Raw genomic sequence first — 16,463 nt, forward strand, 5'->3', positions numbered from 1 at the left:
TTTAAAAATAATGCATTTTACGACTTACTGCAACTACTGAATCGAACGCCCGAAAAACTACTTTTTGCCAAAAAAAATAGTGAATTTTGAATTTCAAACATATACAAAAACAAACACCCAAAATACAATGGATTCGAAAAAAATACAGCAATTATTTACATACCTGGAAGAAGTAATTGTCTGGCGAATTAACAATCCTTCCCAGGATTTCAATATAGAATCACCTGGATTTAGTACTAGTGACCATGAAGGCTTTCCACTAGGCGACTATATCTCGGAGAAAGAGCTTGCCCGTCATGAAGTTGTCATTCTCTTAATGGCACTGATGCCAAAATTGGACCCGGCGTTATTAAGACGCATTTATTTAGAGGTACCCAATAGCGTATTATTTGATTTATGTTCAACTAATGATAGCGGCAGGCTTTTTTTACCAACAGTTGAAGCCTTACAGTTTATTTTAGGCGGTAGCTGTATCGCAGGAAGATTACAGGTATTGCACTATTTTGATGACTCCAGCATATTGCTAAAAGACAACATTCTGAAAGTATCAAATCAGAATGAAAACGCAGTACACAATAAAATAGATATCACTCAGGAAGCCTTTAACCGTATCCTGTTTGGAATCGAATTATTGCCGAAAATGAGTAATGATTTTCCGGCAGAACAATTAAACACCCGTAGATCGTGGAGCGACCTTATACTTCCCCAATCCACGTTAAACGAACTTCAAAGTATTGAAGCCTGGTATAATAGCAGTCATATTCTCATGGAAGAATGGGATATGCAAAAAACGCTAAAACCAGGCTTCCGGGTGTTGTTTTATGGCGATCCGGGAACAGGAAAAACACTGGCAGCCAGCCTTTTGGGGAAATATACAAACCGCCCTGTTTTTAGAGTGGATGTTTCCATGTTGGTTTCCAAATACATTGGTGAAACGGAAAAGCAACTGGCAAAACTCTTCGACAGAGCCGAAAATAAAAACTGGATTTTGTTTTTTGACGAAGCCGATTCCATTTTTGGAAAACGGACCAACGTTCGTGATGCACAGGATAAATATGCCAATCAGGAAGTGTCCTATTTGTTACAGCGTATCGAAACCTTTTCAGGATTGATCATTCTTGCATCCAACTATAAAAATAATATGGACAAAGCCTTTACGCGACGTTTTCATAGTTGCATCCGATTTAACAATCCAAGACAGGAAGAACGTTTGCGCATCTGGAAACACAATTTGCCCAAACAATTAAACATGGAAGACATCGACCTGGAAGCCATAGCCGGACGTTATGAATTAACAGGATCAAATATCATGAATGTAATCCAGGATATCAGTTTAAAAACGATTGCTGCAAAATCACCTGATTATAAAGTGAGTCAGAACATACTATTGGAAAGTATTCAAAAGGAATATTTAAAAGAAGACAAAATATTCAGCTAAACTTCCCAAACAACGTAAAAAGTGGTCCGGAAACAAATCAGAACCAACCGATTTTTTCCGGGAATAAAATGTTATATGGAGTGTAATCGTAAGGGTTACACTTTGTATGGCATTGACTATATCATAAAATAAAGGAAACAATATAATTAGTAAACAATGAACGCAGAGAAAGAGAGTAATCCGCAGAAAGCAGCGCAAAAGAGAGATGAGAAACAGGCAGCGAATTCGCCTTTTTCTCTGCGCGAAACGGAGAATGCCAATCTTCAAACGCAGGAATCGGTTGCTCAAAATGAACAAACCGGTGCAGAAAAAAGTAGCCCACAGTCCGAAAACGCAAGTATTCCGGCTGTTCACGGCTCCAGTCCTGCGTATTCCGATGGTTCCGAACAAAAATACCAACAGCTTCAGGCTAGTATGGGAACGACAGGAGAGTTGGATCATCCCGATACCAAGCAGAAAGAAATGGAATATCGAAGTACGCTGGGAATTAATGAATTGAGAGAGTATCACGATACCAAAGCTGCAGAGGCAAAATCGGAGGAAACAAAACCAACCGACGCTATAGCTGCGGATGCAAAAGCTGCGGATGCAAAACCAACAGCAGAAGCGAAGCCGGCGGATACAAAACTACCGGGTGCCAAATCGACTGATCCGAAGTCGGCCGAAACGGCGCAAAAAACTACCGATGAAAAGCTGGTTGACGTTTCGAATGCAAAAAGCTCTGGTGATTCCGGCGCTTCGTCGGAATCGGCTCCTGCTATAAAAGCAGCTGATAAATCAGATATAAAGGCTGGAGAAAAAGAAGCCATCGAAGATAAAGCGGCAACAGAAGAAGTAGCGGATACAACACCAAAAACGGCTACTGCCAATCCTGTTTTTATGGAAATGCAGGGACAGGTTACCGAAACAGCAAAAGCACAGCGAAAACACGGACCGGCAGGTAAGGCATCGCAAGACGCCCAGGCTGCTGCACCTTCACCGTCGAATGAACGCCAAAGTATGGCACAAGCCGGTCAGGTAAATAAAATGAGCGCTCAAGAACCGGGATTGTTTAGTGCTGCCGCTTTTAAAGCCGAACTGAAAAAGAAAATTGATGGCGTAAAGCTTCCTACAAATGAGGAAGATGCCGATAAGTTCGAGAAAAATAACAACATCAAGGAGGTCAATGACAAAGCAATGGGCTCTGTCAAAAAAGAGAAAAATGCCGCTTCGGGAAGTATCCAGAATACCACATCGGAAAAACCGGATACGGCAAAACAACCGGTTCGAAATGTTGCTAAAATGCCGGTACCGGAACACGGTAAAGCACCGGGTAGCGTTAATGCGGCTAAGGCAATGCCAACAAAAAGAGAGGCTACCAATATTGAAAAACCAATTCAATCGGAAACGGATAGCATCGACAGCCAAATGAAAGAGCATGGTGTTACAGATCAAATGCTTGCCAACTCTAACGAGCCGTCATTCAAAGGCGCATTAGACGAGAAAAACAAAGCAAAAGAGCAAAGTAAGGCCGCGACCAACCAATTTAGAATAGACGAAGGTCAGAAACTAAACAAAACCCAGAACGAAGCACAGGCACAAGCCGCGAAGCAAATTGCCGGAATGCATGGTTCCCGTAAAGGCGGACTGGATAAAGTACTTGGAAATCAGAAAGAAACAGCCTCTAAAGACACCGCTGAACGTAAAAAAATTGCCGATAACATCAACAAAATCTATAACGATGCCAAAGGGGATGTTAAAGGTATTTTAGACGGTCTTGATGATACGGTTGCTAAAAAATTCGCAGCGGGAAGTATAGCCGCAAAAATTGCTTTTGAAAGGCACGTAGACAAGGAAATGAAAGCCTATAAAAAGAGACGCTATGGTGATTCGTGGCTGGATTGGAGAAACCTAAAGCGTGTCAAAGATGCTATGGTAGGGCTTCCGAAAGAAGTAGAACAATACTTTGTGACCGGAAAAGAAAAGTATGTTTCAACAATGGATACCTATATTGACGATATCGCCAATGTGGTTGCCAATCAGTTAAATGCAGCAAAAAGAAGAATCGCGACCGGTAAGAAAGAGGTTCAGAATTATGTCAACACCTTATCGCCAAGTTTAAAGAAACTTGGAGCGGCTGCGATTAGCGAAATTCAGGGTAAATTCAATGCGCTTGAAAAAGATGTCGACAATAAAAAAGATGCCCTTATTGATGTATTGGCTAAAAAATATGTGGAAAACATTGAAGCAATCGATGCTCGAATTGAAAACTTAAAAGCCATGAATAAAGGCTTGGTAGGTATGGCCTTAAGTGCCTTAAGTGGTGTTTTTGCTTTTATTATTGAGGTAAAAAATACACTGACAAACCTATTGGCAAAAGTGGTTGAGGTTGTAGGTGCTATTATCATGGACCCAATCGGATTCTTTGGAAACCTTATTGCGGGTGTCGGACAAGGATTCTCCAACTTTACAGCAAACATCTGGACGCACCTTCAAACCGGATTCTTTGCCTGGTTAACCGGAGCTGCCAAAGGCGTTACGATTACGATGCCGGAAGATATCTTCTCGTTAAAAGGTATTTTCTCGATTACAATGCAGGTACTGAATCTAACCTGGAGCGGAATTCGTTCTATTGGAGCAACAGTAGTGGGTGAACCGTTGATGAAAGTATTGGAAACCGGAGTTGAGATTGTACAGGTGGTACGTAAAGACGGTATCGCAGGACTTTGGGAATACCTAAAAGACCAGTTCCAGGATATTAAAGCAACGGTAATGGATGCCATTATGGATATCATCCAGAGTCAGGTTATCCAGGCGGGTATCAAGTGGATCTTAGGATTGTTATCGCCGGTAGGAGCGTTTGTAAAAGCCATTATGGCGATTATCGATGTGGTGAAATTCTTCGTACAACGTGCCGCACAGATTGCCGAATTGATCAGTGCGTTTATGGATAGTATTTCGGCTATTGCCAGCGGTAAAGTGGGCGCTGTAGCCAAATCGATCGAAAATGCATTGGCCAAAGCCATCCCGGTATTAATCGGATTACTAGCCTCAATTTTAGGTATCAGCGGACTAGCCGACAAAGTGTTGGGTGTGATTCATAAAATCCGCCAGCGTATTGTAAACGGAATTACCAAGTTCTGGAACTTTGTAAAAGAGAAAGGAAAAGGATTATTGAGTAAAGTTGGTCTTGGAGATAAAAAAGATAAGGAAGGTAAAAAAGAGAAAAAGGAGAAAAAAGAAGGTGAAAAAGATACGCATGGCTGGGATGATGTTAGAGTGCCATTTAAAGCAGTGGATAATCATGATCATACTTTGTATTTTGAAGGTAGAGGAGGTAAGACTGTTTTAATTGTAGCAAGTACGCCAAAAACATTTAGCGATTTTATTGCCGATATAAAACCGGAAGCAGCTGATGAGCGTACTAAAAAAGCAAAAGAAAGAGCTATACAAATAGCAGCCGATATTGATAAACGTAAAAATGATCCAACTGGTGGAGATAAAGACAGGGAAGATAAGAAAGAACGTGATATTGAAAGTATGACTAAAGCTTTGTCAAAATTTGTAGGTATACTTTTTGGTATCGATCAACAAGGCGGTTTACCGGAGTCTCAGATCAAACATATTTCTGATACAATAAACGGTGGTGTTATGGGAACAGCTATGCGTGCTGAGATACTTACCCGTAAGGGAATTAAAGGTAGTCCTCCTAAACAATCGAATGCGATATATGATGATTTGTTGTATAGAAAAAATGGTGGAGCGAGTTACTATGTTAGAGGACATTTACTTAATGAACATTTACATGGTGAAGGTATCTTGACCAACATGACACCATTGTCAAAAGATGGTAATGCTAATCACTTGCGTTCTGCTGAAGAACCGATAAAGATTGCAGTAGAAGGTGGTGCTATCGTAGATTATATTTTATATGTGAAATACGGTCAGAATATACCTGATGTAAGTGATGCCCAATTGGATGCAGCAGGTTTTGAAAGTAGTGAGGATAAAGAAAAAATACGTAAAATTAGAGAAGCGGAGAAGTCTGTTCCTAAAGCACTAACATTACGCTCGAATTATCTTAAAAAGGAAGGTGACAAATACGTGAAAGATAAGGTTTTGGTGTCTGAGAGATCGGTGTTAAATCCAGTAGATTTTGACTTAAAAAGTTATTATATTAATAAAACTAAAAAAGAAAAAGTTAGTATATTGCAGGCAACTGTAGAGCAATTGTCTAAGTCTGCAGGTATTTCTGAAAAATCTGCAAAAATTATTCAAGACGCTGCAAAAGAAGTGATTGGATTAAAGGAATACTCGCAGATTTTAGATAATATTTCGAATAAAAGTAGAGAGATATTGAGAGACTATGAAACGTTAAAAAAATCTAAGAGTGTAACTTTAAAATAAAAAATTATATGTTGGAAACCTTTAATGAAAATTTAATTGAAAATCTTTTAATTGCTGAAGAAGATCATAAAACAATTCTAGAAGTAAAATATCGTTATGACTCAACTTTAAAAGAAGATTTGCCAGAACTCACAAAACTAGATATGATACATAATGGAATACAAGAATTTTATAAAGAGACAACTAATGGTTTTGAGTTAAACTGGAAAAGAGATAATAGCGGACCTATAGGAGGTAATATACAATTAGCAGAAACTAAACACTTATTTGCTGGTCCAAAAGGGAATGGTATTTATTTTGATGAAACGCAAGAAGGCAGTGATCTTCAATATTTTCATCCATTAGATTTTCCTACTCCGGAATCGTATGTTGGTTTTATTATAAAACCTGATACGATTTACAAGTCAGTTTATTATATGAGTGTAAGTGATAATGCTTTGAGAAATCTGGATTTGGATTTTGATGGTTATACACAAATGGCTCTTGAGTCACGTGTGTTTTATTACTGGCAACTTGTTTTATTAAATTACATGAGTGGTAAAGGTGGGGAAGAAACGGAGACGTTTAAAACCGAAATGCCAAAAATATTCCCAGACTGGACTTGGGAAAATTTTATTGCTAAGTTTGAAAGTTTGCGTCTCTCTAAAAGAGGATAAACGGATATTTTTAACAAAATGATAAAAAAGCGAAGCTTCTCGAGGCTTCGCTTTTTTTATATTTTTAACTCAAAAACAAACCGGTACGAGTTATAATCAAATCGATATATTTTACTTTTTTATCCTTGCTTAAAAAAGAGATTTCAATTAGCTGTAAGGCTTCCGGTAGCCATTTTTCCAATCGTTTGTAAATAGAACGAATCTGCTTTTCGTTTAATCCTAAAGCGGCTCCGAACCGGTTAAAATAAACGATAGTGAAGTTCTTCTTTTTACCACCTAAAAATAACGCGGTGTCTTCTTCGTCTTTTGGTAAAATCATTTTTACATTGAGTAAATCATAAGCTGGCGACAATACCCATCCAATGTCCGACAAAAACATCGAAAAGTTTTTTAGATGCATGTCGTTATTCCCAATGATAAAGTTGAATAAAGCCAGTTCGAAAAAACGTACTTTGTCTAATAAGGTATTCGCCGAGAGTTCACCAACAGTCTTTCCAACCCGTTCCATTGTTCCTTTGTATTTGTCTTCCAATTCTAAAATCTGTAGGAAATCAATCATATGAATTTTAGTATTGGGTACCGGTCGGTCTATGCGTTTTGTGATATAGCATAACTCACCGGAAGCCAGGCGAATCATGTTGGAGGGAACACAGTCAATTTTAAACAATTCAGCCAGTTTCATCGATACATGTTCGTTTTCAGGCATCTGTTTGTAATCCGGATTTTGAGGTTTTAGAATGTAGTTTCCTTCCAGCGCGTCCAGGATGGTTAAACGTCCGCTATGTCCTTTTCCTAATTCTGATTGAATGTAGCCTAACGATAATTTAGGTTGAACTCCGGGAACGGTTACCGATTGTTCAATGGCTTCTTTGGCCAGTTTTGCCATGTCTTCCAGTCGGTAAGGAAGTATTGGAGCTTCGTTTGATCCAAAAAAGGCTTTGTTACATTTGGCATGATAATCACCTTCCAGAGAGTCTAATTCCTGATAACAATAAAGACATCTACGCATTTTTATCTGGATTTATTGGGTGAACACTTACAGCTCCAATAGCATTTTGGCAACAGGCTAACAGGAGTCCCATACGGTCATTTTTGTTGATTTTCCAACTTTCAGAAGCAATGTTTAACAGCCATCCTTCGGGAATCAAACCATCAAAAAAAGGAAACAGTGTTTTACTTCGGTACGGATTTTTACGCACCGGCATCGTAAAACAGAGAAAAGCATCGGGAAATGTTTTGATGTAAGTGTCGTCATACTTAAATTCATATTCCCCATTGTCAAGCTCCTGTAATAAACCGGCTACGATGTTGTTGTATTTTACAATTCCTTCTCTCATACTATTTCTCCTGAATTGGGCCTACTACATGCCCAAACATTTTTAAAACCTGATTGACCTTCGATAGACTTAAATTATCCTTGCCTTGTTCTATTTTTCGAACCACCGTTAAAGCAACACCAGCTCGCAATGAAAACTCCTCCTGCGTAAGTCCGGCCTGTTTACGTCTTTTTTTTACAAAATCAGCGATTGACTCCATTTTATATGCTTTTGAATATAAAGATACTGAAAATAGTTTAATTATATGTTTTTGGATATAAAAAAGCTTTTTTGAATTTTATTGTATGCTTTTGCATATAAATTTTATTTTTAAAATTCAGAACAAATAAATTCAGAAAATTATTACGAAATGAAATATTTATCTCAACCTTTTGATATGGCTTATAAAAAATAAGGCAATCCGCGTTTTTTTTAAAGAAAAAACAGCGGTATAACAAGTCGAATGGTTTTCGTTGTAAAACCGTATCTGTTGTTTAAATAATCACTTTAAAGTAATTTTTATAAAGTGCTATAAATCATAATTTTAGTTGATATTGATAAAAAAATAAGCTTTTCATTATAATATAGAAACATTCTTTATATAAAAAATAATACTTTTGCCGCCGTTTGATCATTTCAGCGCCCAGTGAAAGGTCAATTTTTAAGCCTACAAGTAAATTGTAATTGTTTGGTTATAAATTAAAGCCTTGAAAATAGTTAAATCATTTTTTATTGCTTTCTCTTTACTACTGCTCTTATCTTGTGCTAAAGATAAAAAGGAAGGCATTGACGATTCCGAAATCCGGGAACGTTATTTTAACCTTGAAAAAATAGGTTGGAAATCCAAAGTCTACAATCAAAAAGTTGATAAAATCGACTTTACCGCAACCGAAGTACCTATTCAGTATTACCTGTTAAAAGACAAAGGAAATGAGAATTTAATTCTTGTCGATTCCCTCTATGAACAGAACAAACGCGAACGGGTTATCGAATTTACCTTCCAGCAGGAAAACGAAAAAGATATTTTAGATTCGGAAAATACCGGTATCTCCTATGAAGATGGCGTGAAATACATGTCGTTTTCGATTGAAAGGGATTTTATGGTCGTGGTCAATCAGAAAGATACCATTCCCTGTTCGGCAGCCTTATTCGAAAGAAGTTATAAAATCACTCCCTATCAGAAAGTGATGCTGTTCTTTTCGAACATTGATCCCAATGCCAAAATTCAACTTATTTATAAAGATAACCTTTTTAAAAAAGGTACCCTGAAATTCCAGTTTAAAGATCCATTTACAGAAATAGCCTTATGATAAAGCAAATCCGAAACAGCAAGTTTACTAAAGTTGTCGCATGGTATTTAGCGTTGATGATTTTTGTCGAAATCACACAACCCATCCATATGTACGCTTTAACCAGTGGTCCGACACAACCCGAGTTTAATTCCTTTACTCCTATAGGAACTTCGGATATGGTGGATCTGGCCAGTGGCGATTTTAATTATAACATCCCGATTATGGACGTAGGGGGATATCCGCTAAACTTATCCTATAATGCCGGAATCACAACCGATCAGGAAGCCTCGTGGGTAGGTCTTGGATGGAATTTAAACGTTGGACAAATCGAACGACAGGTACGTGGATTACCCGATGATTTTAGAGGTGATGAGGTTCGCTATGAAAATGATTTACGAGATAATATTACCGTTGGAACTTATTTTGGGTTTAATGCGGCCTATGCCGGTTACGATGCCTTTAAACCTGGAGTGGGACTTGGGGTGCAATATAACAATTATGAAGGAATTACTTTTAAACCATCCTTCGGACTTAGCTTCCAGCTAAGTGAAAATGTAGCTGTGGGCTTAAATTTTACCGGTTCCGCTACAGAAGGAGCCAGTGTGAATCCTTCGGTTAGTATCTCGGCGAAATTAAAAGAAAAGTTTGATACGAACACAACTTCCGAAAGTTTAAAGGGTACCGGAACGATAGGTTTGGGATTCAGTAGCAGAAAAGGGGTGGAAAATCTAAACCTGTCTGCTAGTGTACAACGTATGAGTAATCTATATTCGAAAACGGAAAAAGGAGAAACGACGGTAAGCTCTAAAACAAAGGCAGCAGGAGCTTTAGGCGGGAGTGTTTCTTTTAATGATATGAGTTATACGCCGAGTAAACGGGTAGGTTTCGAAAATACAAATTTTACCTTTAACGGGGCTTTTGGTAGTGAATTCTTTTTAACGGAGTTCCAGGGACAAATATCGGGTTATGGATCCTATCAGAAAGTGGCCTCAAAATACCGTAATCGAAAAGAGAAAGCTTTCGGTTATGAAAATACGGAATACAAAAAAGCTCAGGCAGGTGTTTTGGACTTTAACCGCGAAAACGAAAGAACCGTTACCGAAAATACAACGGCTTTACCGGTTACCAACTATACTTACGATATCTATAATATTGACGGACAAGGTGTGTCGGGAATGTTTCGCCCATACCGTTCTCAGGTGAGTTATCTGTATAATGATAAGGTTACGGATTATGGCGAAGGAGCAAGCCTTGGAGCTGAATTTGGAGTTGGAAATATAGCGCACGCAGGTGTCGACTTTAAAGTGGCGCCTTCAACAAGTACTACAGGCGGATGGGTAAGCAATAATAACGTACTGCAGTATTTTAATGAAAGCAGTACGGATACAAAAAAAATGGAATATGAACCGGTAACCTACAAACTGGTGGGAAGCACCGTTGTGGATCCGGAGCAGAGTATCTATCTTAATAAAATCCATAAGGAAAAAGCCTTGCGAATCGGATTAGACGGTGGAACCAAAAACCGGATGACAACCAATAAGTATTATGAAGGTTATAATGGCGTTTCTCATGTTATCGATTCGAAAATTAAAAGAACCAAACGTTACCTGAGAAATCAGCTGGTACATAAAGTAACCGCCGAAGAAACGGCTGGGGATCCTTTTGTTATAAAAAACGACAGTGCCAAAGTACACCATACCGCTGGAATTAAGGTGCTGCAAACCGATGGTTCTACTTATGTATATGGAAGAACAGCCTATAACATGAGAAAAGTGGAAGCCACTTTTGATGTTTCCGGTCAAACCGGAAATAACACAAACGGATTGGTGCCCTATAACGGTACAACCTCAGGGAATAATACCAGTCGTAGTGATAAATTTCTGAATAAAATTACAACGCCGCCGTATGCGCATAGTTATTTGATCACTTCGGTTTTATCGGCCGATTATGAAGATGTGGATGACGATGGCCCTAGTCTTAACGATTTGGGAACGTTTACAAAATTTGATTATACCACGGTTCGTGATTATAAATGGCGAATTCCTTTCCAGGCGAATACGGCTACGTATAACGAAGGACTGATTTCACATAAGGACGATCAAAAAGGAACGTATCTCTACGGAATTAAAGAATTGACCTATCTGGATAAAATCAGTACCAAAACACATGTGGCTTTCTTTGATCTGGAAAACCGAGATGATGCTGTAGGTGTTGCCGGAGAACAGGGCGGTGCCGGTTCCGGACGAATGAAACGAATCAAATCCATCCGATTGTATTCCAGACCGGAAGTAACCAATGCATCGGGTGTTATTGTCGATCCGGGGATTAACAGCGCTATCAAGCCGATTAAAACAGCCCATTTTGACTATGACTATTCGTTGTGTAAAAACACGCCAAACTCATTGGCTCCGGCAAAAGGAAAGCTAACGTTGAAACGGGTGTTTTTTACCTACCGCGATTCCAACATGGGAAGATATACGCCTTATGTGTTCAATTACGGATTGGAAAAATCAAAAAACAAACCGAATAATTATACCATTACGAATGATGCTGTTAACAACCCGGACTACGATCCGAAAGGTTTTGATATTTGGGGGAATTATAAAGAAAATCCGGCCGGAAGTGGGAATCTTAATTCAGCATTGTCCAATACCGAATATCCTTTTGTGGATCAGGGTAATCAACAAACAGCGGATAACAATACCGGAGCCTGGACGCTAAAATCGGTTCAGCTACCATCGGGAGGTGTAATTGCTATCGAAACGGAAAGCGACGATTATCAGTACGTTCAAAATAAAAGAGCGATGCAGATGTTTAAGATTGCTGGTGCCGGAAGTACGAAGAATCCAGGATCCGGAGATATCACGAATACCTTATATAATGAAAATGGTCACAAAAAATATCTTTATATAAAGCTTGATGATGCCAGCGGGATCAATTCACGCGAGGATTTTATAAATAATTATTTACGGGAAAATTTAGACAAAGCGATTCAGTTCCGTTTTCTGATGAACATGACGGCTAATGATTCGCAATACGAATATGTTTCCGGATATTTTGAAATAGGAGAAACGGATACTCAAAAAATAAATGTGATTAATAATGTTCAGGATTATGGAAAGATAGTTGCCATTCCGCTAAAATTATTAAACCGGGATGGTTCAAGTGGCCCTGAGAATGTAAATCCAATTGCTAAAACCGGTTGGGGCTTTGGTAGAACCTATTTAAACCGAATTGTATACAGTATCGGTGGCGATAATAGTAATACCAATTTTGTTTCTATCGTAAACGACCTGTTGGGTAGTATTGAATCCATTAGCAAAATTTTCGATGGACCGAACAAAGAACTGGAAAGAAAAGGTTGTGCCCGAATTTTTAAAACCGATAAATCCTGGATCCGACTTGAAAACAGTAAGGGAAGAAAACTGGGTGGTGGTCTGCGGGTGAAATCCATCCGTTTGAGCGACGAATGGGGTTCGATGCTGAGTTCAACCCAATCCGGAGGAACCGACTTGTCTAGTATGGAATATGGTCAGACCTATTCGTATGATGATGATGGTGATAGTAAAGGGAATAATAAAAAATCAAGTGGAGTAGCGACGTACGAACCCAACGGAAGTGCCGAAAATGCCCTTTTAGAACCATTATATCCTAAAAGCGGTAGTTATGCGCAAAACATATCGGCACCAAGAGAAAATAATTATGTGGAAAAACCATTTGGAGAAAACTTCTTCCCGGCACCACGGGTTACCTATTCGAAGGTAACGGTACAAAACCTGCCGCGAGAAGAGGGCAATAAAGAGGTTAAAAGACATGCCACCGGAAAAGTAGTCACCCGACATTATACCTCGTATGATTTCCCTACAAAAGTTGATTTTACCGATCCGGATGTCAAGAGTGATATCCCGAGTCCGAATCAACTTATGGGCTTTGTTACGCAATTGGTCAGCTTTATGATGCGCAGCCATTTGACGATGTCTCAAGGCTATTCGGTCGAAACCAACGATATGAATGGTAAAGTAAAATCGCAGGAGGTATATGCCGAAGGAAACGATAAACCGATTTCAAAAGTTGTTTATAAATATAACGTCGATGCAAACGGTAATCTGGATAATAACCTACAGACCATTAATAAAAATGGAGAGGTAAGAAAACAATTACTCGGCGTGGATTATGACATGATCAATGATTTTAATGAAAGCCGTTCCGAATCGGAATTAGCTGGTTTCGACGGAAATCTCGGAGCCTTTTTATTCACATTGTTCCCGGGATTTGTACCGACAATACTTCCTAAATATTCGTATAATGAAAATTTATTGCGAACGGCTGTCACCACAAAACACGTTCATAAAACCGGAATACTGGTGGAGAAAATTGCCTATGATCTGGGATCAAGCGTTTCAACCAAAAACCTGGCGTGGGATGCGAGTTCCGGAGAGGTGATCCTGACGCAAACCACAAATGAATATAACGACCAATACTATGCCTTTACCTATCCGGCCTACTGGAAATACGACGGTATGGGATTGGCCAGTACCAATATCGGTATTGAGGGATCTTTAAGTCTTAGTAATGAGCAGGTTAATAATGTGGGTGGTGGCTCAAGCGCACCAACAGACAAACCGTATTTCAGGATTGGTATAGATACCGATTTAAGCCAATATTTCCATTTGGGTGATGAGTTATATCTTAAAAACGCAACAACATTAGAGCCTGTCGAAGGTGATATGCAGGCACTCGCCGCTGTTCCATCGACACCATTATTTGTCAACCGACTTTGGGTAGTTGGTTTTAGTCCCACTAACAGAGGGATTCTTTTAATGGATAAAGATGGGAATTATTTTAACAAATGCTCGGCCTATAGTAGTATTCCGTTTAAAATTATGCGTTCCGGGTATCGAAACTTACAGGCGGCTTCGATGGCATCGATAACATTGATGAAGAATCCGATTACGATTACAGATGCTGGGAATCAGATCGGATTTCTGGATCAGAGTGTTTTACAGTATGATGGCGCGTCAGGTACGAACCCGAGAATACTAAATGCCAGTGCCGTGGTGTATAACGATTACTGGAAACCGCAGTCGGAACATAATTTACCGTATTATCCGGATCCTACGAAAAGTGCAGCTGTTGATGGGCAAGGGAACCCGAAATACCCTTATGCGGTACGGGTAAATCCGTACTTGTGGAATATTAAAGGCGATTGGAGAGCTCAGGAATCGTATGCCTATTTAACGAGTAGAAATGCCGCAACGACTTCGGTAAACAATCCAAGAAATGAAGGTTTCTTTGCGAAGTTTGTACCTTTTTATATACTTGCCAATGGTGTATGGACGGCCAATACGACCAATTGGAAAAGTGCGAGTAGTATCACCTTATATAGCCCGTATGGAACCGAACTGGAAAATAAAGATGCTTTAAAACGATATAGCGCCGCGCAATATGGCTATAATTATACGTTGCCAATGGCAGTGGCTTCGAATTCAAAATATTCGGAAATGGGGTTTGATGGTTTCGAAGAAACACGCCGAACAAGTAGTATAAATCCACCGCATTTTAGTTTTAATGGGACTAATACAAACTATTCGACAAATCATTCGCACACCGGAAAGAGAAGTATCAAAGTAGCCACGGGTCAGTCGGTTAAATTAGTACGGGAAATGATTACCGCTCCGGCTTCTGTTCGTCAGGAAACTTGTCCGCCGCCGCCTAGTACGGATCCGGCAAATTGTGCCTATACATTTGAAATAGTAGGATCTGAAGGAAGTTGTTTAGGAGAAAACATAAGAAGAGTAAAACTAACATTCCCGGCAGCTATTACGGCTACCGATATAGTGGCCAGTTATACGGCTCCCTACTCCGATCCGATAAACTTTACAAATATTACAGTAGACCCGAATAATAATCGAATAGTATATATCTGTGTGTCAGGATCATTTCCTAGTGGGCCACCTCAGATTGGTCAGCAACCTCCATCGAACTCATTAGGGAGCTATAAAGAGTTAACGGTGAGTATGGGGAATACGACTTGTTGTGTACGTCTTCACTGTCATAATAGTGGAGGATCAATCTATAATATAGCAGCAGATACTTGCACTAACTTTTAAATTACATTCAGATGATACGATATATTTTATTCTTTGTGCTATTGATAAGTGTAAAAAGTAATGCACAATATTCCGACCAGACCAACTCGTTTCAACCCACTCCGGGTAAATATGTGGTAAGCGGATGGATCAAAGAAATTCATCCCACGCAACAATTGACCTATACAGGATCGATTAAAATAAGTCTGACCAATACGTCGGCGCCGTTGATGGCAACCCTACATCCGGTTGGCGAAATCATCGATGGCTGGCAGCTTATTGCCGGTGAGGTGGATATCGTTTTTCTTGAACCCGCGACCGTTCCGAGACTCGAAATAGAACTGGTTTGCTCGGATACTGCTACCGAATGTTATTTCGACGACATCCGTTTTCACCCATATAACGGATCGATGAAAAGTTTTGTATACGATGAACAAACCCAACGTTTGATGGCCGAATTGGATGAAAACAATTACGCTACCTTTTACGAATACGATCTGGAAGGCGGTTTAATCCGGGTTAAAAAAGAAACCGAAAAAGGAGTGTTTACCATACAGGAAACAAGAAGTAACAGTATTAAACAAAATTAAATGCTCATGAAAAAGACGCTACTATTCTATTTACTGTTCTTTATAGCACTTCCTTCTTTTTCGCAGGGAAAAAAAGCGGTGGAAGAGCTGTTTGATAAGGTTGAAAAAAAATATAAATCCGAAAAAAGTTATTGTTATCAGTCCATCTATAATTTTTATAGCACGGCAACAGCTACCAAACCGATTGAGACCTATACCGGAACGATCTATAAAAATAATACGATCAACTACCAGCAAATTAAAGATAATGAGTTTGCCAGTTTCGGAGCGAATAACATTATGATCAACCATCAGGAGAAAATACTGCAAATCGGTAAAGTGGAAAACAACAATTCGCCCATTGCCTTGCAATCGTTTCTGAAACTGTTTCCGGATTACTCACTAAAGCAGGATAAAACCTATTATATCTGTGAGCTAAAATCAGGAAAGTATTCTCAGGTGGCTATGGACCGATTGATCATCTATATCAATAAAGCCGATTACAGTCTGGCGAAACAGGAGTTTTATTTTGTTGGCGAAAAAGAGTTTACAGTCAAGAATAAGAAGACAAAAATAAAAAACCCAAAACTGGAAGTACGCTACGGTAAGCATCCGAAATGCCCTGACATCAAACAACAGGATTTTTTCACGATTAAAGACAAAAAGTTTATCGTTACCGGTAAATTAAAAAATTATAAGGCTATAACATTATAAATA

Annotated in this window: 10 protein-coding genes; 7 read left to right on the forward strand and 3 right to left on the reverse strand. The window is 39.2% G+C overall.

What is annotated here, in order from left to right; all coding sequences use genetic code 11:
- Positions 1-127 precede the first annotated feature (127 nt).
- From AAFN64_RS15625 to AAFN64_RS15635, 3 genes are all read left to right on the forward strand, one after another.
- A complete protein-coding gene (locus AAFN64_RS15625) occupies positions 128-1,438 on the forward strand; it encodes an ATP-binding protein (protein ID WP_300487874.1) in 1,311 nt (436 codons plus the stop codon).
- A 156-nt stretch (positions 1,439-1,594) separates the two neighbouring features.
- Positions 1,595-5,824 (forward strand): hypothetical protein, encoded by a 4,230-nt coding sequence (locus AAFN64_RS15630; protein WP_347761176.1) that lies wholly within the window; start codon positions 1,595-1,597, stop codon positions 5,822-5,824.
- Positions 5,825-5,832: 8 nt separating this feature from the next.
- On the forward strand, positions 5,833-6,480 hold the full coding sequence (locus AAFN64_RS15635) for a hypothetical protein (protein ID WP_347761177.1): 648 nt from the start codon (positions 5,833-5,835) through the stop codon (positions 6,478-6,480).
- Positions 6,481-6,544: 64 nt separating this feature from the next.
- Here the strand turns inward: AAFN64_RS15635 and AAFN64_RS15640 are convergent, their stop codons facing one another.
- The 3 genes from AAFN64_RS15640 to AAFN64_RS15650 are packed head-to-tail and all read right to left on the reverse strand — an operon-like array spanning position 6,545 to position 8,016.
- Positions 6,545-7,489 carry a HipA domain-containing protein gene (locus AAFN64_RS15640; RefSeq protein ID WP_347761178.1) on the reverse strand — a complete coding sequence of 315 codons (945 nt, stop codon included), beginning with the start codon at positions 7,487-7,489 and terminating at the stop codon, positions 6,545-6,547.
- Positions 7,482-7,817, reverse strand: a complete 336-nt coding sequence (locus AAFN64_RS15645; protein ID WP_347761180.1) for a HipA N-terminal domain-containing protein — start codon at positions 7,815-7,817, stop codon at positions 7,482-7,484. Before AAFN64_RS15645 ends, AAFN64_RS15640 begins: the two co-directional genes overlap by 8 nt.
- 1 nt (position 7,818) lies before the next feature.
- Positions 7,819-8,016, reverse strand: coding sequence for a helix-turn-helix domain-containing protein (locus AAFN64_RS15650; protein ID WP_347761181.1), 198 nt, complete (start codon positions 8,014-8,016; stop codon positions 7,819-7,821).
- Between the two features lie 487 nt (positions 8,017-8,503).
- On the opposite strand from AAFN64_RS15650, the gene AAFN64_RS15655 reads away from it, so the two are divergent.
- The 4 genes from AAFN64_RS15655 to AAFN64_RS15670 are packed head-to-tail and all read left to right on the forward strand — an operon-like array spanning position 8,504 to position 16,460.
- Positions 8,504-9,106 carry a hypothetical protein gene (locus AAFN64_RS15655; protein WP_347761183.1) on the forward strand — a complete coding sequence of 201 codons (603 nt, stop codon included), beginning with the start codon at positions 8,504-8,506 and terminating at the stop codon, positions 9,104-9,106.
- The gene (locus AAFN64_RS15660) at positions 9,103-15,198 is read left to right on the forward strand and encodes a hypothetical protein (RefSeq protein ID WP_347761184.1); all 6,096 of its coding nucleotides are present in this window, start codon (positions 9,103-9,105) and stop codon (positions 15,196-15,198) included. Before AAFN64_RS15655 ends, AAFN64_RS15660 begins: the two co-directional genes overlap by 4 nt.
- A gap of 11 nt (positions 15,199-15,209) precedes the next feature.
- The gene (locus tag AAFN64_RS15665) at positions 15,210-15,767 is read left to right on the forward strand and encodes a hypothetical protein (protein WP_347761186.1); all 558 of its coding nucleotides are present in this window, start codon (positions 15,210-15,212) and stop codon (positions 15,765-15,767) included.
- 6 nt (positions 15,768-15,773) lie between these two features.
- A complete protein-coding gene (locus AAFN64_RS15670) occupies positions 15,774-16,460 on the forward strand; it encodes a hypothetical protein (RefSeq protein ID WP_347761187.1) in 687 nt (228 codons plus the stop codon).
- Positions 16,461-16,463: the final 3 nt, after the last annotated feature.

The sequence above is a fragment of the Flavobacterium sp. CAU 1735 genome (assembly GCF_039888695.1).
In the GTDB taxonomy this organism is placed as follows: domain Bacteria; phylum Bacteroidota; class Bacteroidia; order Flavobacteriales; family Flavobacteriaceae; genus Flavobacterium.